At 71.3% G+C, this 18,068-nt stretch carries 18 protein-coding genes; 8 read left to right on the plus strand and 10 right to left on the minus strand.

Annotated features, from left to right (window positions below; genetic code table 11):
* Positions 1–56 precede the first annotated feature (56 nt).
* The 4 genes from ACWDCZ_RS33370 to ACWDCZ_RS33385 all read right to left on the minus strand — a co-directional run bounded on the left by ACWDCZ_RS33370 (position 57) and on the right by ACWDCZ_RS33385 (position 4,945).
* Positions 57–1,226 (minus strand): DUF2510 domain-containing protein, encoded by a 1,170-nt coding sequence (locus tag ACWDCZ_RS33370; RefSeq protein WP_449817794.1) that lies wholly within the window; start codon positions 1,224–1,226, stop codon positions 57–59.
* A 133-nt stretch (positions 1,227–1,359) separates the two neighbouring features.
* Positions 1,360–2,160, minus strand: a complete 801-nt coding sequence (locus tag ACWDCZ_RS33375) for a 3-oxoacyl-ACP reductase (RefSeq protein ID WP_049649878.1) — start codon at positions 2,158–2,160, stop codon at positions 1,360–1,362.
* A 7-nt stretch (positions 2,161–2,167) separates the two neighbouring features.
* Complete coding sequence (locus ACWDCZ_RS33380; protein ID WP_449817795.1) at positions 2,168–3,547, minus strand: aldehyde dehydrogenase family protein; 1,380 nt, start codon at positions 3,545–3,547, stop codon at positions 2,168–2,170.
* A 3-nt stretch (positions 3,548–3,550) separates the two neighbouring features.
* A complete protein-coding gene (locus tag ACWDCZ_RS33385; RefSeq protein ID WP_049649880.1) occupies positions 3,551–4,945 on the minus strand; it encodes a glutamine synthetase family protein in 1,395 nt (464 codons plus the stop codon).
* A 165-nt stretch (positions 4,946–5,110) separates the two neighbouring features.
* On the opposite strand from ACWDCZ_RS33385, the gene ACWDCZ_RS33390 reads away from it, so the two are divergent.
* The 3 genes from ACWDCZ_RS33390 (at position 5,111) to ACWDCZ_RS33400 (ending at position 8,144) form a co-directional block, all read left to right on the plus strand.
* Positions 5,111–5,839 (plus strand): gamma-glutamyl-gamma-aminobutyrate hydrolase family protein, encoded by a 729-nt coding sequence (locus tag ACWDCZ_RS33390; RefSeq protein WP_049649881.1) that lies wholly within the window; start codon positions 5,111–5,113, stop codon positions 5,837–5,839.
* Positions 5,840–6,033: 194 nt separating this feature from the next.
* Entirely contained in the window at positions 6,034–7,182 is a 1,149-nt protein-coding gene (locus ACWDCZ_RS33395) for a cation diffusion facilitator family transporter (RefSeq protein ID WP_449817796.1), read from the plus strand.
* A gap of 59 nt (positions 7,183–7,241) precedes the next feature.
* The gene (locus tag ACWDCZ_RS33400) at positions 7,242–8,144 is read left to right on the plus strand and encodes a 5'-3' exonuclease (protein ID WP_117491547.1); all 903 of its coding nucleotides are present in this window, start codon (positions 7,242–7,244) and stop codon (positions 8,142–8,144) included.
* A gap of 68 nt (positions 8,145–8,212) precedes the next feature.
* Here ACWDCZ_RS33400 and ACWDCZ_RS33405 read toward each other — a convergent pair whose 3' ends face one another.
* The 6 genes from ACWDCZ_RS33405 to ACWDCZ_RS33430 all read right to left on the minus strand — a co-directional run bounded on the left by ACWDCZ_RS33405 (position 8,213) and on the right by ACWDCZ_RS33430 (position 12,733).
* A complete protein-coding gene (locus ACWDCZ_RS33405; RefSeq protein WP_449817797.1) occupies positions 8,213–8,677 on the minus strand; it encodes an NUDIX domain-containing protein in 465 nt (154 codons plus the stop codon).
* Between the two features lie 277 nt (positions 8,678–8,954).
* A complete protein-coding gene (locus ACWDCZ_RS33410) occupies positions 8,955–10,049 on the minus strand; it encodes a radical SAM protein (protein ID WP_449817798.1) in 1,095 nt (364 codons plus the stop codon).
* 13 nt (positions 10,050–10,062) lie between these two features.
* The gene (locus tag ACWDCZ_RS33415) at positions 10,063–10,596 is read right to left on the minus strand and encodes a class IV adenylate cyclase (RefSeq protein ID WP_449817799.1); all 534 of its coding nucleotides are present in this window, start codon (positions 10,594–10,596) and stop codon (positions 10,063–10,065) included.
* Positions 10,593–11,192 (minus strand): AAA family ATPase, encoded by a 600-nt coding sequence (locus ACWDCZ_RS33420; RefSeq protein ID WP_449817800.1) that lies wholly within the window; start codon positions 11,190–11,192, stop codon positions 10,593–10,595. The genes ACWDCZ_RS33415 and ACWDCZ_RS33420 overlap by 4 nt, the downstream gene beginning before the upstream one ends.
* A 27-nt stretch (positions 11,193–11,219) precedes the next feature.
* Positions 11,220–12,173 (minus strand): hypothetical protein, encoded by a 954-nt coding sequence (locus ACWDCZ_RS33425; protein WP_449817801.1) that lies wholly within the window; start codon positions 12,171–12,173, stop codon positions 11,220–11,222.
* Positions 12,170–12,733, minus strand: a complete 564-nt coding sequence (locus ACWDCZ_RS33430) for an ATP-binding protein (RefSeq protein ID WP_449817802.1) — start codon at positions 12,731–12,733, stop codon at positions 12,170–12,172. Before ACWDCZ_RS33430 ends, ACWDCZ_RS33425 begins: the two co-directional genes overlap by 4 nt.
* Positions 12,734–13,125: 392 nt before the next feature.
* Between ACWDCZ_RS33430 and ACWDCZ_RS33435 the strand changes: the two genes are divergently transcribed.
* From ACWDCZ_RS33435 to ACWDCZ_RS33455, 5 genes are all read left to right on the plus strand, one after another.
* Positions 13,126–14,301 (plus strand): Tat pathway signal protein, encoded by a 1,176-nt coding sequence (locus tag ACWDCZ_RS33435; protein ID WP_449817803.1) that lies wholly within the window; start codon positions 13,126–13,128, stop codon positions 14,299–14,301.
* Between the two features lie 44 nt (positions 14,302–14,345).
* Complete coding sequence (locus tag ACWDCZ_RS33440; protein ID WP_449817804.1) at positions 14,346–14,834, plus strand: SAM-dependent methyltransferase; 489 nt, start codon at positions 14,346–14,348, stop codon at positions 14,832–14,834.
* Between the two features lie 337 nt (positions 14,835–15,171).
* Positions 15,172–15,840, plus strand: a complete 669-nt coding sequence (locus tag ACWDCZ_RS33445) for a YdcF family protein (protein WP_449817805.1) — start codon at positions 15,172–15,174, stop codon at positions 15,838–15,840.
* Positions 15,841–15,862: 22 nt separating this feature from the next.
* Positions 15,863–16,549, plus strand: a complete 687-nt coding sequence (locus ACWDCZ_RS33450) for a WbqC family protein (RefSeq protein ID WP_449817806.1) — start codon at positions 15,863–15,865, stop codon at positions 16,547–16,549.
* Positions 16,550–16,754: 205 nt separating this feature from the next.
* Positions 16,755–17,972 carry an IS30 family transposase gene (locus tag ACWDCZ_RS33455; protein ID WP_117484905.1) on the plus strand — a complete coding sequence of 406 codons (1,218 nt, stop codon included), beginning with the start codon at positions 16,755–16,757 and terminating at the stop codon, positions 17,970–17,972.
* Positions 17,973–18,068: the final 96 nt, after the last annotated feature.

An 18,068-nucleotide genomic window follows, 5' to 3' on the forward strand; every position in this document is an offset into this window, starting at 1 on the left:
GCCCACCCGGAGGGTTCCCTCCCGGGTGGGCCGCCGCCGTGTGAGGAGCGCGGTGCTCAGGTGGTGGTGCCCCCGGCGCCGCCGGCGCCCGCACCGGACCCGCCGGACCCGCCGGACCCGGGCAGCCCCGGGATGGTCGGCAGCTTGCCCTTGTAGTCGGTGATGCCCTTGACGATGGTGTCCATCACCGCGACGTCCGGCGACTTGTCGGCGATGTCGAAGCCGAAGTGCACCGAGACCAGCGACTTCCCGTCGGCGGACGGGAAGACCACGGTCTGCACGTAGCCGTTGTTGCCCTTGGGCGCGTCCACCTTCCAGCGGACCAGGTAGCCGTCCTGGCCGTTGACCTTCACGGCCTCGGACTTGAGCTCCTGGTGCCCGGTGACGTCGCCGTACGCGGCCTTGGCGGCCGCCGCGATGTCGGCCTTGGCCGCCGCCTGGGCGTCGGTGCCGCCGCCGTCGATCCGGCCGGTGTTGGCCCCGCCGAGGGAGCAGGTGCTCTTGCCGTCCACGCAGGTGTACGAGCCGACGCTGAGCATGGCGTAGCCGTCGGTGGTGGTGCCGGCCTCCCAGCCGTCCGGGACCGGCAGGGTGAGCTTGTTGACCACGTCGATCGCCTGGTCGGTGCTCGGGCGGGTCTTGCCGCCGCCGTTGCCGTTCCCGCCGCCGCCCTTCCCGCCGTTCCCGCCGTTGCCCCCGTTGCCGCCCTTGCTGTCCCCGCCCCCGCCGTTGCCGGGGTCGCCGAAGCCCGGGAGGCCGCCCCACGGGCCGTAGCCGCCGCCCTGCGGGGCCGGGCGGGCGCTGCGCGGGGCGCGGTCGCCGTGGCCGTCCACCGCGAGGTAGGTGACCCCCGAACCGACGGCCAGGCCGAGCAGGGCGGCGACGGTGGTCGCCAGCACCAGCTTGGAGGGCTTGCGCCGGGCCTTGCGCGGCGGCCCGGCGGGCGAGCCGTAGGCGGCGCCGAAGGGCGGCGGCTCCGGGTAGCGGACGGTCGGGCCGCTCTCCAGCACCTCGCCCTCCAGCACCGTGGTCTGCCCGGCCGCTCCCGGCCCCGGGGCCGCGGCGGCCGTCGGCTCCGCCTCCGGAGCCTGCGGTGCCGGGGCGTCCGAGGGTGCGGGCCGGGTGTCGGCCGTCCAGCCCTTGCCGTCCCACCACCGCTGCGGCCTCGGGTCGCCGGTGGTGTTCTTGGGGTCCGGGTACCACCCGGCGGGAATCTGCTCGCTCACGGTAGAGAATCTAAAGGCAGCCGGATAAACGCGAAATCAGCGCGGCCCGGAATTCCCGCCGTTTTCGATGAGATTCCGGTGAGAACCCCGGCCGCGGCCCTTCTGCGGCCCGACCGCCCGCGGCCGCGGACGGCTACAGCGGTGTGACGTACGCCCCGGAGATGCCGCCGTCCACCAGGAACTCGCTCGCCGTGATGAACGAGGAGTCGTCGCTGGCCAGGAAGGCCACCGCGGCGGCGATCTCCTCGGCCCGGGCGAACCGGCCGAGCGGGATGTGCACCAGCCGGCGGGCGGCCCGCTCCGGGTCCTTGGCGAACAGCTCGCGCAGCAGCGGGGTGTCCACCGGCCCCGGCGAGAGCGCGTTGACCCGGATGCCCTCCCGGGCGAACTGCACGCCCAGCTCGCGGGACATCGCCAGTACCCCGCCCTTGGAGGCGGTGTAGGAGATCTGCGAGGTGGCCGCGCCCATCCGGGCCACGAAGCTGGCGGTGTTGATGATCGAGCCCCGCCCGTGCCGGCGCATGTACGGCAGCGCGGCCTTGCAGCACAGGTAGACCGAGGTCAGGTTGACCTCCTGGACCCTGCGCCAGGCGTCCAGCCCGGTGGTCAGGATCGAGTCGTCCTCGGGCGGCGAGATGCCCGCGTTGTTGAACGCGACGTCCACGCTGCCGCAGGTCTCGTACGCCTCGTCGAACAGCGCCTCGACCATGTACGGGTCGGTGACGTCGGTGTGCACGAACAGCCCGCCGACCTCCTTGGCGGCGGCCCGCCCGGTCTCCTCGTCGAGGTCGGCGCAGACCACCTTCGCGCCCTCCGAGGCGAGCCGGCGGGCGGCGGCCAGGCCGATCCCGCTGCCCGCGCCGGTGACCACGGCGGTGCGGCCGACCAGCCGTCGGCAGACGGGCTCGTCCGGCGCGGCGTGCTTCTCGCTCATCGGGCTGTCACTCCTCGCTGTGGATGAAGATGTTCTTGGTCTCGGTGAAGTGGCGCAGCGCGTCCGGCCCCAGCTCGCGGCCCACCCCGGACTCGCCGAAGCCGCCGAAGGGCGTCCAGTAGCGCACCGAGGAGTGCGAGTTGACCGACAGGTTGCCCGCCCGTACGCCCCGGGCCAGGCGCAGCGCGCGGCCGACGTCCCGGGTCCAGATCGAGCCGGACAGGCCGTAGCGGGTGGCGTTGGCCAGCCGCAGCGCGTCGGCCTCGTCGGTGAACGGCAGGACGGCGGCGACCGGGCCGAAGATCTCCTCGGTGACGGCCGGGACCTCCGGGTCCTCGGGGGCGACCACCGTCGGCGGGTACCAGTAGCCGGGCCCGTCCGGGACCTTGCCGCGGGCCAGCACCGGCAGTTCGGGGGTGAGGTAGGAGGCCACCCGGCGGACCTGGGCGGCCGAGATCAGCGGGCCGAGCTGGGTCTGCGGGTCGGTCGGGTCGCCGGTGCGCAGGGTGTCGACGGCGGGCAGCAGCAGGGCGAGGAAGTCCTCGTACACCTCGCGCTGGACCAGGATCCGGCTGCGGGCGCAGCAGTCCTGGCCGCTGTTGTCGGCGAAGGAGAGCGGGTCGGCGGCGCGGGCCAGGTCGGCGTCGGCGAAGACGATGTTGGGGCTCTTGCCGCCGAGCTCCAGGGTGACCCGCTTGGCGCGGGCGGCGCAGCGGGCGGCGACCTCCTTGCCGACGAGGGTCGAGCCGGTGAAGACGATCTTGCGGACGGCCGGGTGGTCCACCAGGGCGCGTCCGGTGGTGGCGCCCGCGCCGGGGACGGTCTGGAACAGGCCCTCGGGCAGGCCCGCCGCGAGGGCGAGTTCGGCCAGCCGCAGAGCGGTCAACGGGGTGGCCTCGGCGGGTTTGAGCAGGACGGCGTTGCCGGCCGCCAGGGCGGGGGCGAAGCCCCAGGCGGCGATCGGCATCGGGAAGTTCCACGGCGCGATCACCCCGACCAGGCCGACCGGCTCGTGGAAGGTCACGTCCAGGCCGCCGGGGACCGGGATCTGCCGGCCGGTCAGCCGTTCCACTCCCCCGGCGGCGTACTCCAGCAGGTCCCGGACGTTGCCGGCCTCCCAGCGGGCGCTGGCCTGGAGGTGGCCGGCCTCCGCCACCTCCAGGGCGGCCAGCTCCGGGACGTGCACCTCGACCTGGTCGGCGAACCGGCGCAGCAGCCGGGCGCGTTCACCGGGGGCCAGCGCCGCCCAGCCGGCCTGGGCCTTCACCGCGCGCCGGACGGCCGCGTCCAACTGCTCGGGGGTGGTGTCGGGGACGGTGGCGAGCACCTCGCCGGTGGCGGGGTTGCGGACCGTGCTGCTCCCGGCGGTCGCGTTCGGCTCGGTCACGGCTCACATCCGTTCGAAGGATCGGTAGCGCTCCCAGTCGGTGACCGCCCCGTCGTAGGCGGACTGCTCGACCCGGGCCATGTTCAGGTAGTGCTCGACCACGTCGTCGCCGAAGGCCTCGCGGGCCAGTGCGCTGTCCGCCCAGAGCCCGGCGGCCTCGCGCAGCGAGCCGGGCACCCGCGCGTACTCCTCCACCGCGTAGGCGTTGCCGAGGCAGGGGGCGGGCAGGTCCAGCTTGCGCTGCAGCCCGTGCAGGCCGGCCGCGAGCATCCCGGCCACCGCGAGGTACGGGTTGACGTCGCCGCCCGGTACCCGGTTCTCCATCCGCAGGCCGGGGCCGTGGCCGACCACCCGGTAGGCGCAGGTGCGGTTGTCCCGGCCCCAGGCGACGGCGGTCGGGGCGAAGGAGCCCGGGCGGTAGCGCTTGTACGAGTTGATGTTCGGCGCGTACAGCAGGCTGAACTCGCGCAGCGCGACCAGCTGGCCGGCCAGGAAGTGCCGCATGGTGTCGGTCATCCGGCCGTCCCGGTCGGCGAAGGCGGGGGCGCCGACGGCGTCGCGCAGCGAGAGGTGGATGTGGCAGCTGTTGCCCTCGCGCTCGTCGTACTTGGCCATGAAGGTGAGCGCGCAGCCGAGTTGGGCGGCGATCTCCTTCGCGCCGGTCTTGTAGACGCTGTGCTGGTCGCAGGTGGTGAGGGCGTCGGCGTAGCGGAAGGCGATCTCGTGCTGGCCGAGGTTGCACTCGCCCTTGGCGGACTCCACCACCAGGCCGGCGCCGGCCATCTCGGTGCGGATCCGGGACAGCAGCGGCTCGACCCGGGCGGTGCCCAGCATCGAGTAGTCCACGTTGTAGAGGTTCGCCGGGGTCAGGCCGCGGTACCCGCCCAGCCAGGCCTGCTCGTAGGTGTCGCGGAAGACCAGGAACTCCAGCTCGGTGCCGATGTCGGCGGCCAGTCCGTACTCGGCGAGCCGGGCGATCTGGCGGCGCAGCAGCTGGCGCGGGGCGGCGTCCACCGGGTGGCCGCCGTGCCGGGCGAGGTCGGCGGTGACCTGGGCGGTGCCGGGCTGCCAGGGGGTCAGCCGCAGGGTGCCGAGGTCGGGGCGCATCGCGAAGTCGCCGTAGCCGGTGGCCCAGGAGGAGAAGGCGTAGCCGTCCACGGTGTTCAGGTCGACGTCGACGGCCAGCAGGTAGTCGCAGGCCTCGGCGCCGTGCTCGGCCACCTCGTCGAGGAAGAACCGGGCGGCGAAGCGCTTGCCCTGGAGGCGCCCCTGCATGTCGGTGAAGGCGAGCGCGACGGTGTGCACCTCGCCGGTGTCCACCAGGGCGCGCAGCCGGTCCAGGGTCAGCGGCGGCCGGGGCGGCGAGCCCGCGGCGGCCCGTTCGGGCGTTTCGGACATACCGAACCCTCCTCCTCGATCACTCTTCGAGATCAAACGGTCACAGCGAACCGTACGGCCTGCGACTCGCGGGGCGGAAGAGGGCGGGTGGGTGTCGGGCGCCCGTGGCGCGCCGACGCGCGTGGCTGACGGTGGATCAGGTGCTCCGGGGGGAGAATGCGCGCCATGGATCGCAGGCCTTTGATCGGCGTCAGCACCTACCTGGTGGACGCGAGTTGGAGCGATTGGCGGGGCCGCCGGGTGGCCCTGCTGCCCGAGCGGTACACCGCGCAGGTCCGGGACTCCGGCGGGATCGCGGTCCTGCTGCCGCCGGACGTCCCGGAGCGCGCCCCGGAGGTGCTGGCCCGGCTGGACGGCCTGGTGATCGCGGGCGGGCCGGACATCGACCCGGCGTACTACGGGGAGCCGGCCCACCCGGCGACGGAGGTGGACTCGCCGGAGCGGGACGCCTGGGAGGTCGCGCTGCTGCGGTCGGCGCTGGCGGCGGGGATGCCGCTGCTGGCGGTCTGCCGGGGGATGCAGGTCCTGAACGTGGTGTGCGGCGGGACGCTGGTGCAGCACCTGCCGGACGTGGTGCCGGTGGACGTGCACGGCGGCTCGCCCGGGTGCTACGGCTCGCACCTGGTGCGGCCGGTGCCGGGGACACTGCTGGGCGGGCTGCTGCCGGAGAGCGAGCTGGAGGTGCCGACCTTCCACCACCAGGCCGTCGACCGGGTGGGGGCGGGCCTGCGGGTGAGCGCCCACGCGCCGGACGGGACGGTGGAGGCGGTGGAGGGGCCGGGGTTCGCGCTCGGGGTGCAGTGGCACCCGGAGCAGGGGGACGACCTGCGGCTGATGCGGGCCCTGGTCCGGGCGGCCACCGCGGCGGTCCTCGACGCGATGGCGCTGGGGTAGATCAACTGGGCGCGGGGGAACGGGAGTTCGGGAGACCGGCCGGGTGCGGAGTGAGCCGGATCCGGCCGCCCGGACGGGAACGACAACGGTCACCAGTACAACCTTTGGATCTTTGTCGATTCTGCGGTTCACTTCGGTTGCGGGGCGGTCGTATCGCGCCCCCTTTCCCACCCGTGCGCCCAGAGAGGACTTCCATGGCCGGGCACGAGCACTCGCACGATGATCATGTGCATGACCAGAGGCACTCGCCCTCCCACTCGCACGGCTCCGGGGGGCACGCGCATGGTTCGGGCGGGCACTCCCACGGCTCCGGGGGGCACTCCCACGGCTCCGGGGGACACGGCGGCCACTCGCACGGCGTCGCCGCCGACGCGGACCGCCGCTGGCTGCTCAGCGCCCTCGCCCTGATCGTCGTCTTCATGGCCGGCGAGGTCGTGGTCGGCTTCGCCGCCCAGTCCCTGGCCCTGATCTCGGACGCGGCGCACATGCTCACCGACGCCGCCTCGATCGTGCTCGCGCTGATCGCCATGCGGCTCGCCGCCCGCCCGGCCCGGGGCGGCTACACCTACGGCCTCAAGCGCGCCGAGATCCTCTCCGCGCAGGCCAACGGGGTCACCCTGCTGGTGCTGTCGGCCTGGCTGGGCTACGAGGCGGTCACCCGGCTGCTCGAGCCGCCGCAGGTCACCGGCTCGCTGGTGCTGATCACCGCGCTGATCGGGATCGTCGTCAACCTCGCGGCCACCTGGTGCATGTCCAAGGCCAACCGCAGCTCGCTGAACGTCGAAGGCGCCTTCCAGCACGTCCTGACCGACCTGTACGCCTTCATCGCCACCGCCGTCGCCGGCGCGATCGTGCTGACCACCGGCTTCGCCCGGGCCGACGCCATCGCCTCGCTGATCGTCGTCGCACTGATGCTCAAGGCCGGCATCGCGCTGGTCCGGGACTCCGGGCGGATCTTCCTGGAGGCCGCCCCGGCCGGGATCGACCCGGACGCCGTCGCCGACCGGATGGTCACCGAACCGCTGGTCGAGGAGATCCACGACCTGCACATCTGGGAGATCACCTCCGGCCAGCCCGCCCTGTCCGCGCACATCCTCGTCACCCCCGGCGGCGACTGCCACGCGGTGCGGCGCTCCCTGCAGCGCCGGCTCTCGGACGAGTACGGCATCACCCACTCCACCCTCCAGGTCGACCACGTCGGCGAGGACGAGGCCGGCGCGCTGCTGCAGATCGCCACCCCGCCCGACTCCACCGCCTCCGCCGCCACCGCTGCCTCCACCGCCGCCGAGCACTGCGCCGACTCCCACGGCCCGGTCCACCGCGCCGGACCGCACGAGCACTGAGAACCGGCGGTCCGTCACCGCCGTACGGCATGATCTGAGACGTGACCGCACCGCGACTGATGCTGCTCGACTCCGCCAGCCTGTACTTCCGGGCCTACTACGGCGTACCGGACACCCTGCGCTCGCCGCAGGGTGAGCCGGTCAACGCCGTCCGCGGCCTGCTGGACTTCATCGCCCGGCTGGTCCACGACCACCGGCCCGACCAGCTGGTCGCCTGCATGGACGCCGACTGGCGCCCGCAGTGGCGGGTCGACCTCGTCCCCTCCTACAAGACCCACCGGGTCGCCGAGGCCGCCGAGGACGGCGAGGAGGAGGTGCCCGACACCCTGGCCCCGCAGGTCCCGGTGATCGAGCAGGTGCTGGACGCCCTCGGCATCGCCCGGGTCGGCTCCCCCGGCTACGAGGCGGACGACGTGATCGGCACCCTCACCGCCCGCGCCACCGGCCCGGTGCAGATCGTCACCGGCGACCGCGACCTCTTCCAACTGGTCGACGACGCCCGCGGGATCACCGTGCTCTACCCGGTCAAGGGCATGGGCAACCTCCAGGTCACCGACGACGCGCTGCTCCAGGAGAAGTACGGCGTACGCGGCGCCCAGTACGCCGACATGGCCGCCCTGCGCGGGGACCCGTCCGACGGCCTGCCCGGCGTCAAGGGCATCGGCGAGAAGACCGCCGCCCAGCTGATCAACGAGTACGGCGACCTCCCGGCCATCCGTGCCGCCGCCCTCGACCTCGGCTCCAAGCTCACCCCGGCCCGCCGCCGCAACATCGTCGAAGGCGCCGCCTACCTCGACGTCGCCCCCACCGTCGTCCGCGTCGCCCCCGACGCCCCCCTCCCGGACTTCGACCCGGTCCTCCCCCGCGAACCCCTCTACCCCATGACCCTGGAAGAACTCTCCACCCGCTGGGGCCTCGGCACCTCCCTCGACCGCCTCCTGGAATCCCTCGCCACCCGCTGACCCCGATTCCACCCCGGGGCCCGCACGTTCGCCTCGAACGCGCGGGCCCCTGCCGTACCGGCCGACCGCTACGCGGCCGGCCAGCCGTGGTGCGCCAGGCCGCCGGCGTCGGTGAGGGCGCCGCGGATGCCTGCGGCGGGGTACGGGGTCAGGTCGTCGGGCAGGTCGTCCTCGGCGAACCAGCGCAGGTCCAGGCACTTCTCCGGTTCGCGGTTGACCGGCTCCCCCTCCCACTCGGTGGCGAGGTAGAACAGGCCGAGGCGCAGGGTCGCGGGGTCCTGGTGGTGCAGGACAGTGTAGGCGAGGCGGAGGCGGGCCGGGTCGGTCGCGATGCCGGTCTCCTCTCGCAGTTCGCGGGCGGCGCCGTGGGCGGGCTTCTCGCCGGGGTCGAGTTTGCCGCTGGGGGCGTGCCACTGGCCGTAGCCGTAGGGGCAGCCGCGCTGGGAGAGCAGGATCTTGCCGTCCGGGGTGCGCAGGACGACGTGGACGTCCACGATCGGGAGCGGGGCGAGACTGGTTTCGGTGGTGCTCATGTTCTCTCTAACTCCCGTACGGGATTTTGGTGTTGATCGTCCGGTGCGATACCGCTTCCAGGATTGCCTGTGCGGTGTCGGGCTCCGTGGTCAGCAGGACTGCGAGGTCAGGGACGTCCGCGCCGCGTAGGCGGCGGCGAGGAGGATCTCGGAGTCCACGCAGTTGGCACCCTGGAGGACGAGGCCGAAGGGCAGGTGTCAGCCCAACAGTTTCGGAGCCCAGCGGCCTCGCTCGACCCGAGCGAGGCCGCAAAGCCATGTCGCCGGGGCCGACCACTCAGGCGGCGGCGCCGTACTCGCGCGTCAGCCTCCGGACTTCGGCGTCCTTGAAGGCCAGTACCTCCTCCACGATCCCGCTCTTCGGCAACTCGGCCACGGGCACGCAGAGGTCCATCCGCTGAATGCAGATGCCCACCATGTACTCCCCCTGATCAGTGAGGTACAGGCGGATGCCGTAGTAGCCCTCCTCGCAGTCCGTGTCGTTGTTGAACCGGCACGACGCGCAGGTGTCGGGGAGCCGCACGGGCAGCAGCCGCTTGACGTACACCGCCCGGCTGCCGAGCGCCCGGTAGAGGGTGCGCTCGTCGGAGGTCCCGGCGGTGAACGTCCGGAGCACCGGTTCCGCGCCGACCCGGGCCAGCACTTCGGAGATCGCCGCGACCGACTCCGGCCCGTCCTGGATGCTGGTGAGCATCCGCACGTCCGCGAACTGGCCGTACGACTCGACCAGGTTGACGACCCGGCCGACGTGGGCCATTCCGGGGACGACGATGTTCACGGAGACCTTCACGCCGTTGGAGACGGCGGCACGGATGGTCTGCTCCGCCGCCCGGATCTTCGCCTCGGCCAGGCCCGGCGTCCTGAAGCGCTCGGACTGAACGACCTGGAGTTCTGCGGCGGTCGTACCGAAGACCGACACGTTGACTCGGCCGAGTCCGGCCGCGGAGCACTCCGCCATCACCTGCCGGCCGCGTTCCCCGTTGCTGGTCATCCCGACGCTCAACCCCATGCCGGTGAGTGCCGCGACCAGCGCGGGCACCTCCGTGTGAAGGGTGGGCTCCCCACCCGTGAGGTGAACCTCGTGGGCGTCGAACGCCCTCGCCACGGTTCGCACCGCCCGCCGGAAGGACGCGTCCGGGGCCATCCTCGCGGCAAGGAAGCCGACCCCGTTCGTCTCGCTGTAGATCGACACACGCCCGGTCCTGCCCGGGCCCGCGACGAAGGGCAGTTCGGCGCGGCCTCGATTGTCGGCGGTGACCGGCGTCCCCTCGTTGTGGCAGAACGTGCAGGCCAGCCCGCAGTCGTCGATCACCTTGATGCGGATCGTCCTGTCCCGGACGACCCTGATCGCCGGACGATGGGTAGCTGACAAGGCTCGTCTCCTGTCAATCGAACGTGAGCCGGGGGATCGCCTCGATGTCGATCCCGTACCGGCGGTAGACCTTGGTCGTGTTCTCGCTCGTCAGCTCCTCCAGAGGGAGCTTGAGCGCGAGGGCGGTCGCGTGGACGTGTTCGGCGCTGTCGCCCTCGATCTCCAGGTAGGGGGGAATCAGCGGCCAGTGGTCGATCTCGACGGCCGCGCCGCTGAGCGTCCAGGAGGACCGACGGTTCTCCTGGTACGCCTTCGGCTGGTAGCCGAGCTTGCCGAGGAGTGTGTTCGCGGCGTCGAAGTCACCGACGGTCGTCTCCGTCTCGGTCACGCCGTCGATCGCGTCGGAGTGGATCTCCTTGACGCACAGGGTGACGTCGGTGCCCGTGTCACGCAGCCGGACCCACGCTCCCGGCCGGCCGGGGATGTCGTAGACGTAGCGGCGCTGGAAGCGGTCGACCACGTGCTCGGCCCCGGCCCCGGCGAGGAGAACGCGGATCTCCTCCGGATCGACGTCGAGGATCTTCGCTTCGAACTCATTTGCGGTCATGGGGAATTGCCTTCCTCGATGCGGTGCGGGCATACGAGCGCACGGTATCGGCGATGCTGCGAGCCACCTCGGCTGGCGTGCGGTCGGTGCCGTCGACCCGCAGCAGTCCGAACGCCCGGTACACGCGGGAGCTTTCGGCCACGTTCGGCTCCTCCCGCCGGTGCCAGGAAACTCGGCGTTCCCAGCTCGGCCCGCCGGCGAAGCCGCTCCTGGCGGACGCGTTCGTCCACCTCCAGCAGAATCGGCACGTGCGGGACGAGGACTCCCTCCGGGTACTCCGGCGCGCAGTCGTGACCCATCGCCCTGTACGTGGCGATGGTGCGCGGGAAGTAGGACTCGACCACCACGGTCCTGCCCTCCCCGACAACCGCGCGAGCGGTCTCGGACTTGATGTGATTGGCCATCATCCACCAGTGGAACCGCGCCGCCAGGATGTCGGCGGCGTCCACCTCCGCACGCATGCGGGGGAAGGTCGGCAAGGTGTCGTCCGTGAGGTGGACGCCGTCAACGAGGGCCGCGACCAGCGGGGCGACCGTGGTCTTCCCGCTCGCGCTGAGACCGTCGATGGTGATGAAGAATCCTCGGGTCACGTCCATGTGAACTCCGTTTCCTGGTTCGGGCTTTCATCGCGGACCCCAGTTCCACGGGACCGGGTGGGCGCCGCGCAGGCACGCGAGGCGGTGGGCGGCCTCCTGGCGGATGTTGGCGTCGAGATGGGCGCGGCGGACCGTGTTCATCGCCGCACTGAGGACAACGATGTCGCGTACGACCTGGTAGCCGGACCAGGCTCCGATGTAGGGGTGGTCCGGGAGCCGATCCTCCCGCTCGTAGGAGAGGTAGGTGTCGGCGTAGGTGCGGTGGTCCTGACGCGGGCCGGTGAGCAGTTCGGAGCGCCAGCGGGCGGCGACGAGGTCCCACTCTCGATGGCCTCGTCGGAGCGGGCGGCGCAGCAGGAGTCCGACGTGGACTCCGTCGTCATGGCAGGGGACCATGCCGAGGGCGCCGAGGACGACGGTTTCCGGTGTCGGCCAGTCGAGGTAGTCCCACTCTTCTCGCAGTTGGGCGGCGCGTTCACGCAGGAACCGGCGGGCGGACTCGTCCAGCGGCGCGTCGTCCAAGCCGTCCAGCAGGTGGGCGAACGGGTCGTGCTCCCGCAGCCACGGAGCCGTCCCGGGGCCGATGCGGTGGGTGAGGGCGGTCACCCACGCGGAGAGGGACGTGTCGGCGCTCGGCTTCCCGGGGTCCTGCCAGAAGGTCACGGACCGGCCGTCGGCGGTCGCGCGAACCTCGGTGTAGTAGGCGGAGATGACGGGGAGCAGGTGCTCCCGGAGGAACTGCGCGCCCTTGATGAGCGCCCAGGCCTCGTCCACGTCCGGGTGGACGATGGCGAGTGCGCGCGAGCGCGAGCCGAGCGACCACAGGTGGTTCGGGCTGTCGCTGAGCAGTTCGGCTTTCGCGGGGTCGTCGCCGGTGGCCACGCAGGCCTGCGTCAGGGCCTCGTAGGAGGCCGCGATGTCCAGTCTGCGGGCGGGGCTGATGGTCTTGAGCAGCTTTCTGGTTCGCGTTCCGACGCTCATGGAGCAGTCCTCGGGTACGGAGTGGACGGATGGACGGCGAGGGAGATCGGTCCGTCCCGTACAGCGGCGTCCGAGTGCAGTACCCCCGCCTGCCGACTGATCTGATCGACCACAGCGGCCACCGGACGCACCGGATCGGGCAGTTCGATCTCGGCCCAGATCTCCTTGCCTCCTGCAGGAAGATTCTCGACGCCGAACCGGGACGCGACCCCCATGACCAGCCCCAGCCCGCGGCCGCAGGTCGCGTCGGTGCTCGCCGGCCGGCATTCGGGCCGTCCGCCACCCGGGTCTGCCACGGACACGCGCAGCACACCCGAGGTGTGCGCCAGAGAGGCCGTCAGCTTCACGTCCGGTCGGTCGCCGCCGCAGCCGTGCAGAACGGCATTGGTGCCGAGTTCGGACAGGACGAGCTGCACGTCGTCCAGCATGTCGCCGCAGCGCCGGCCACCCAGGCCGAACCCGAACAGCGGCATGGCCGCCTTGGCCCAGCGGCGGAGCTCGCCGATCTGCTCCCGTTCGGCGGGGAACTTCATCGTGATGATGCGTGATCCGGATTCCATGGAGGCGCCTCATTCGCTCGGGCCAGGGCTGTCGGGAGGCAAGCCGTACTGCTGGCCGGGGGTGACGGAGCATTCGCAGTGCGGCCTGTGACTGCCTTGCACGAACAGCAAACCGCCAGAGATGGCTGGGAGTAAGCTCTTGGCGACTGTCCGTTGTTAAACCGGTTAAACGGCATCGCCAGGAGACCCCCGTGGGGCGCACTCGCCAACCCAATGAGCAGTTGGGCTGTCTGATCCGGGAAGCCGGTCGGCCGAACGAGGCCCTCGCCCGGGCCTTATGCGCTGTCGCGGCCCGCCACAACGACCCGGCGCGGCCGAGTCGGGTGTCCGTGACGCAGTGGGTCCGCCAGGGTGTGAGACCCTCCGGGGACATCCCGCAGTACCTCGCAGAGGTGCTCACCAACTGGCTGAACCGGGACGTCACCCTGGCGGCGATGGGGCTCGGAGACGATCAACCCGACCTGCGCGCCTGGGGCTTGGATACGCTGAAGGCCCTGGCGGCTCTTGGACGGATCGACGTTGACGTGGAACGCAGACAGCTCCTCCGCACGCTCACGTACTCGCTCGGAGCGCTGAACATCCCCCCCGACAGCTGGTGGGAGAGCATGGCCCGCACCGACGACCGCGGCATCACGCAGCGCCGCGCCGGCCAGGCCGACATCAACGCCGTCCGGGAGATGACGGGACTCTTCTCCCGACTCGACCAGCGCCGTGGCGGCGGCCACGGACGAACAGCGGTCGCGCAGTACCTCCTTACGGACGTCGGAGACTTCCTCCAAGGCACCTTCGCCTCCGACCAGGTACGGCGGGAGATGTTCTCGGCAGCCTCCGAACTCGCCTACCTGGCCGGGTGGACGGCGTTCGACAACGGCGAGCACCCCACCGCCCAGCACTACTACACCGTCGCCGTGAAACTGGCGGCCGAGGCCGACGACCCCGCGATGGCCGGCCACGTCCTGCGTGCCATGGCCCATCAAGCGGTCGACCTCCAAAAGCCCCACCACGCCGTCAGGGTCGCCGAGGCATCCATGGCCGGCGACAGGTACGGGCTCGCCAGCCCGCGCGAGCGTTCGCTGCTCGGCGTCGTCCACGCACGCGCCCTGGCCTCCGCGGGACGTACCACTGAGGCGAACGCCGCGCTGCTCCAGGCCGAACGCGATCTGTCCGCGGCCTCCCCCGGCGACGACGAGCCGGCCCGGGTGTTCTTCTTCGGGGAAGCGTCCTTGGCGCACGAGACGGCATCGACACTGCGAGACCTCGGCGACCTGGAAGGTGCGGCAAGAGAGTTCGCCCGCAGCGTCGCGACTCGCAAGGCCTCCTCCTTCACCAGGACTCACGCCGTCACGCTCGGCCATCTGGGCCTCGTAAAGGCCCGGCAGCACTCCATCGACGAGGCCTGCACGATCTGGTCCGATTCACTCGACGCCATGCAGACCGTTCGATCTGCCCGTACCCGCGATGTCGCGCTGCGGATCCGCAGCGCACTGTCTCCCTACCGCGGACGGAGGGTGGCGACCATCGACGCCGTCGACAGGCGCGCTGCCGAGTACTTGGCAGCCACCATCTGACCCGCCGTCCAAGCGCGGTCCGTTCCTGGGAGGGGAAGCAGCACATGAGTGACGTCTTCAGCGTGGAAGCGCTCGGGCACGTTGTAGGAGGTCGAACGGAACCGACCGACGACTACTGGGGAGGGGCGCGCGCCATCATCCGGCTCGACGGAGACAGGTTTCCGCTCGACGCGACGAAGGGGCTGGAGGAGTTCTCCCACCTCGACGTGATCTTCCGGTTCCACAGGACCGACCCGACCGATCTGAACTTCGGCGCGCGCCGCCCCCGGGACAACCCGGACTGGCCCGAGGTCGGTGTGTTCGGCCACCGGAACATGCGGCGCATCAACTGGCTCGGGTCCTCCCGCTGTCGGCTCGTGAAGGTCGACGGCCTGGACCTGCACGTCGAGGACCTGGACGCCATCGACGGCACCCCGGTCCTCGAAGTGAAGCCCTGGTTCGAGGAGTTCGGCCCGCGGGGAGAAGTCCGCCAACCCACGTGGACCAGCGAGATGCTCCGCGACTACTTCGCCCCGGCGCCACCCACGGTCTGACCGGCGGCATTGGCTCGTTCGCGTCGGCTGTCTCTTCTCCACGAGAAGTCGACTGGGCCGACTTCCTGCGCAACGCTGTTGAGGCCCAGCGGCGAGGCGAAGCCGAAGCCGCACAGGAGGTGGAAGGTGACGGGTGAAGCGCCATGGCCGAAGGCTTGGCGCTTCACCCACCTTCACCGTCTGACCGACCACGCGACTGCCGGGGAGGGGCTCGCCCTGCTGGACAGGGCCGAGGTGCTGGCGGACACGTACGGTACGACCCACCAGCGAAGGAGCATCCGAGGCATCCGGTCCGGATTCCAGCGGGAACGGTGCCTTCAGTGAGCAGGAGAAGAACGTGGCGGACACTCAGCAGCGCGAGATCACCGACCGACAGTGGGCGGACGCCACGCTGATCTGGGAATACCACCAGATGGGGCACGAGCGGCGGCCGTGCGATGTGGCGATCGGTCTGGGCTGCCACGACCTCGGAGTGGCGGCCGAGACGGCAGCCCTGTACCTGGACGGCCTGGTGCGGAGGATCGTGTTCACGGGCGGGCCGAATCCGTCCCGGCCGGAGCTCTTCCCCCGAGGTGAGGCCGTGCACTTCACCGAGCACGCCATCGCCCTCGGGGTCCCCGAGCATGCGATCCACCAGGAGCCCCGCGCCCGTAACACCGGGCAGAACATCCAGTTCTCCCGTGACGTCCTGGAGGCCGCCGGCATCGAGGCACGGTCGGTGCTGCTCGTGACCATGCCGTACATGGAGCGCCGGGCGTTCGCGACGTGCCGCAAGGTGTGGCCGGAGGCCGAGGTGGTGTGCGCCTCGACCCCGATGAGCCTGAACGACTACATGAAAAGCATCGGCGACGACAAGCTCGTGATCGACAGCCTCGTGGGCGACCTCCAGCGGGTGATCGAGTACCCGAGGCGCGGGTTCGCCGTTGCCCAGGAGGTTCCGGAGACGGTTCATGATGCGTACCAGCGGCTCCTGGCCGACGGATTCGACAGCAAGACGCTCAACTGACGCGGCGCCGCCCTCCGGGCTGGTGTGCGCTGTCCACCAACCCAACTTCCTCCCCCGGTTGTCCACCGTGGCGAAGCTGGCCGCCGCGGACGTCTGGATGGTCCTCGACGATGTCCAGTTCAGCCGCCGTGACTACCAGCACCGGGCCAGGATGGGGCCGGTCGACGGCACTGGCCCGGCCCGGTGGCTGTCCGTCCCCACGCACCTGCCGGACGGAAGATCGACACTGATCCGCGACGCCCGCACCGTCGACGCCCCGCGCAGCATCCGCCGGGTGGAACACGTCCTTCGCCGGCATTACGGGGTCAGTCCCTTCTGGCCCCGGTTGGCGACGGACCTACTGGGACTCCTGACGCTCTTCAGGAGTACCGACCGGATGGCGGAGATCGCCGAAGAATCCACCCTGCTACTGCTCCGTGTCCTCGGCTGGTCAGGAGCGACGGTACGCAGCAGCACCCTGTCCGCCGATTCCGGGCGGACGCAGCGCCTCGTGGACCTGTGTCAGGCAGTCGGCGCGGATACGTACCTGTGCGGCACAGGCGGCAGCAGGTACGTCGAGCCGGACCTGTTCACGGCTGGACGGGTCGAGCTGCGACAGTTCGGCGTACCGAGCACGGGCGTGTGGGCCGGTGCCCGGCAGGTCAGCGCAGTGCACAGCCTGATGGTGCACGGGCCCGACAAGGTGAAAGCGGCCCTCGAAATGGCATGAGAGGTGTTCGGCGCCCTCGCTCGGGTGGAGCGAGGGCGCCGGGGTTCAGCGTGGCAGTCGAGTTCCTCTTCTCCATGGGAAGTTGACCGTATCGACCTCCTACGCACCCCTCACCAACCCGGTGTCGCTTCCGTCATCGGAAAGCCCCTGCCCCTGCCATCTTGGGTTCTAACGGTCGTCGCAACACCTCAGCTCAAGGGGTGCGATGGACTTCGAGATCCGCGGGGAGCGGAAGCCGCAGGGGCGTAGGAAGCTCCGGGCCGAGCGGGCGGAATACTTCCGGCTCGTGCGACAGGGCTACAGCAACAAGGAGGCGTCCCGGCTGATCGGCGTCCACGAGCGGACTGGACGCGAGTGGCGCAACGGCCGGACAAACCCGAACAGGTTCCGGGCGCCCGCTCGACCCGAGTGGGCGCCCGCAGGCGTGTCCGGCCCGTCCCGGTATCTGCGTGAGGACGAGCGGATCCACATCGCCGACCGGTTGCGGGAGAAGGCCACCGTCCGCGCGATCGCCGGCGAGCTGGGCCGGAGCCCGTCCACGATCAGCCGGGAGATCCGACGTAACTGCCATCCCGACAGCGGCAGTTACCGGCCCCACGCCGCGCAGGCCCGTGCGGACGAACGGCGCCCCCGCCCCAAGCCGGGGAAGATCGCTCTCAACCCCGAGCTGCGGGCCGCCGTCCAGGCCGGCCTGGACGAGCAGTGGAGCCCGGAACAGATCTGCCACGCTCTGCGCAGAACCTTCCCCGACCGGCCGGAGATGCACGTGGCCCACGAAACGATCTACCAGGCGCTCTACGTCCAGGGCCGCGGCGAGCTGCGGCGCGAGCTGGCCGGCGCCCTGCGCTCCGGCCGGGCCCGCCGCAAGCCTCAGCGCCAGGCCAACTGCCGCCAGCCCCGTTTCACCGACCCGATGGTCATGATCAGCGAACGTCCGGCCGAGGCGGAGGACCGGGCGGTGCCCGGGCACTGGGAAGGAGATCTGATCATCGGCAAGGACGGCGCCTCCGCGATCGGCACTCTGGTCGAACGCCACACCCGCTACGTGATGCTCCTGCACCTGCCGAATGGCCGCACCGCCGAGCACGTGCGCGACGCCCTCACGGAGACAGTCCGGACTCTGCCCGCACACCTGATGCGCTCGCTGACCTGGGACCAGGGCAGCGAGATGGCCGCCCACAAGAGCTTCACCGTCGCCACCGGCGTTCCGGTCTACTTCTGCGACCCGGCCAGTCCCTGGCAGCGCGGCTCGAACGAGAACACGAACGGCCTGCTGCGGCAGTACTTCCCCAAGGGCACCGACCTGTCCGTCCACGGTCCGGAACACCTCGCGGCGGTGGCCGTCCAGCTCAACGGCCGCCCACGCAAAACGCTCGGCTGGGAAACCCCAGCCGAGCGCCTGCATAAACTCGTCGCGGCCTGATCAAACCGACCACATGTTGCAACGACCCCTGGAAACCGCCCATCGGCGGGGGCAGGGGCATTTCTTCTGCGTAGGGAGTCGGCTGGGCCGACTTCC

The organism is Kitasatospora sp. NPDC001225 (genome assembly GCF_053597855.1).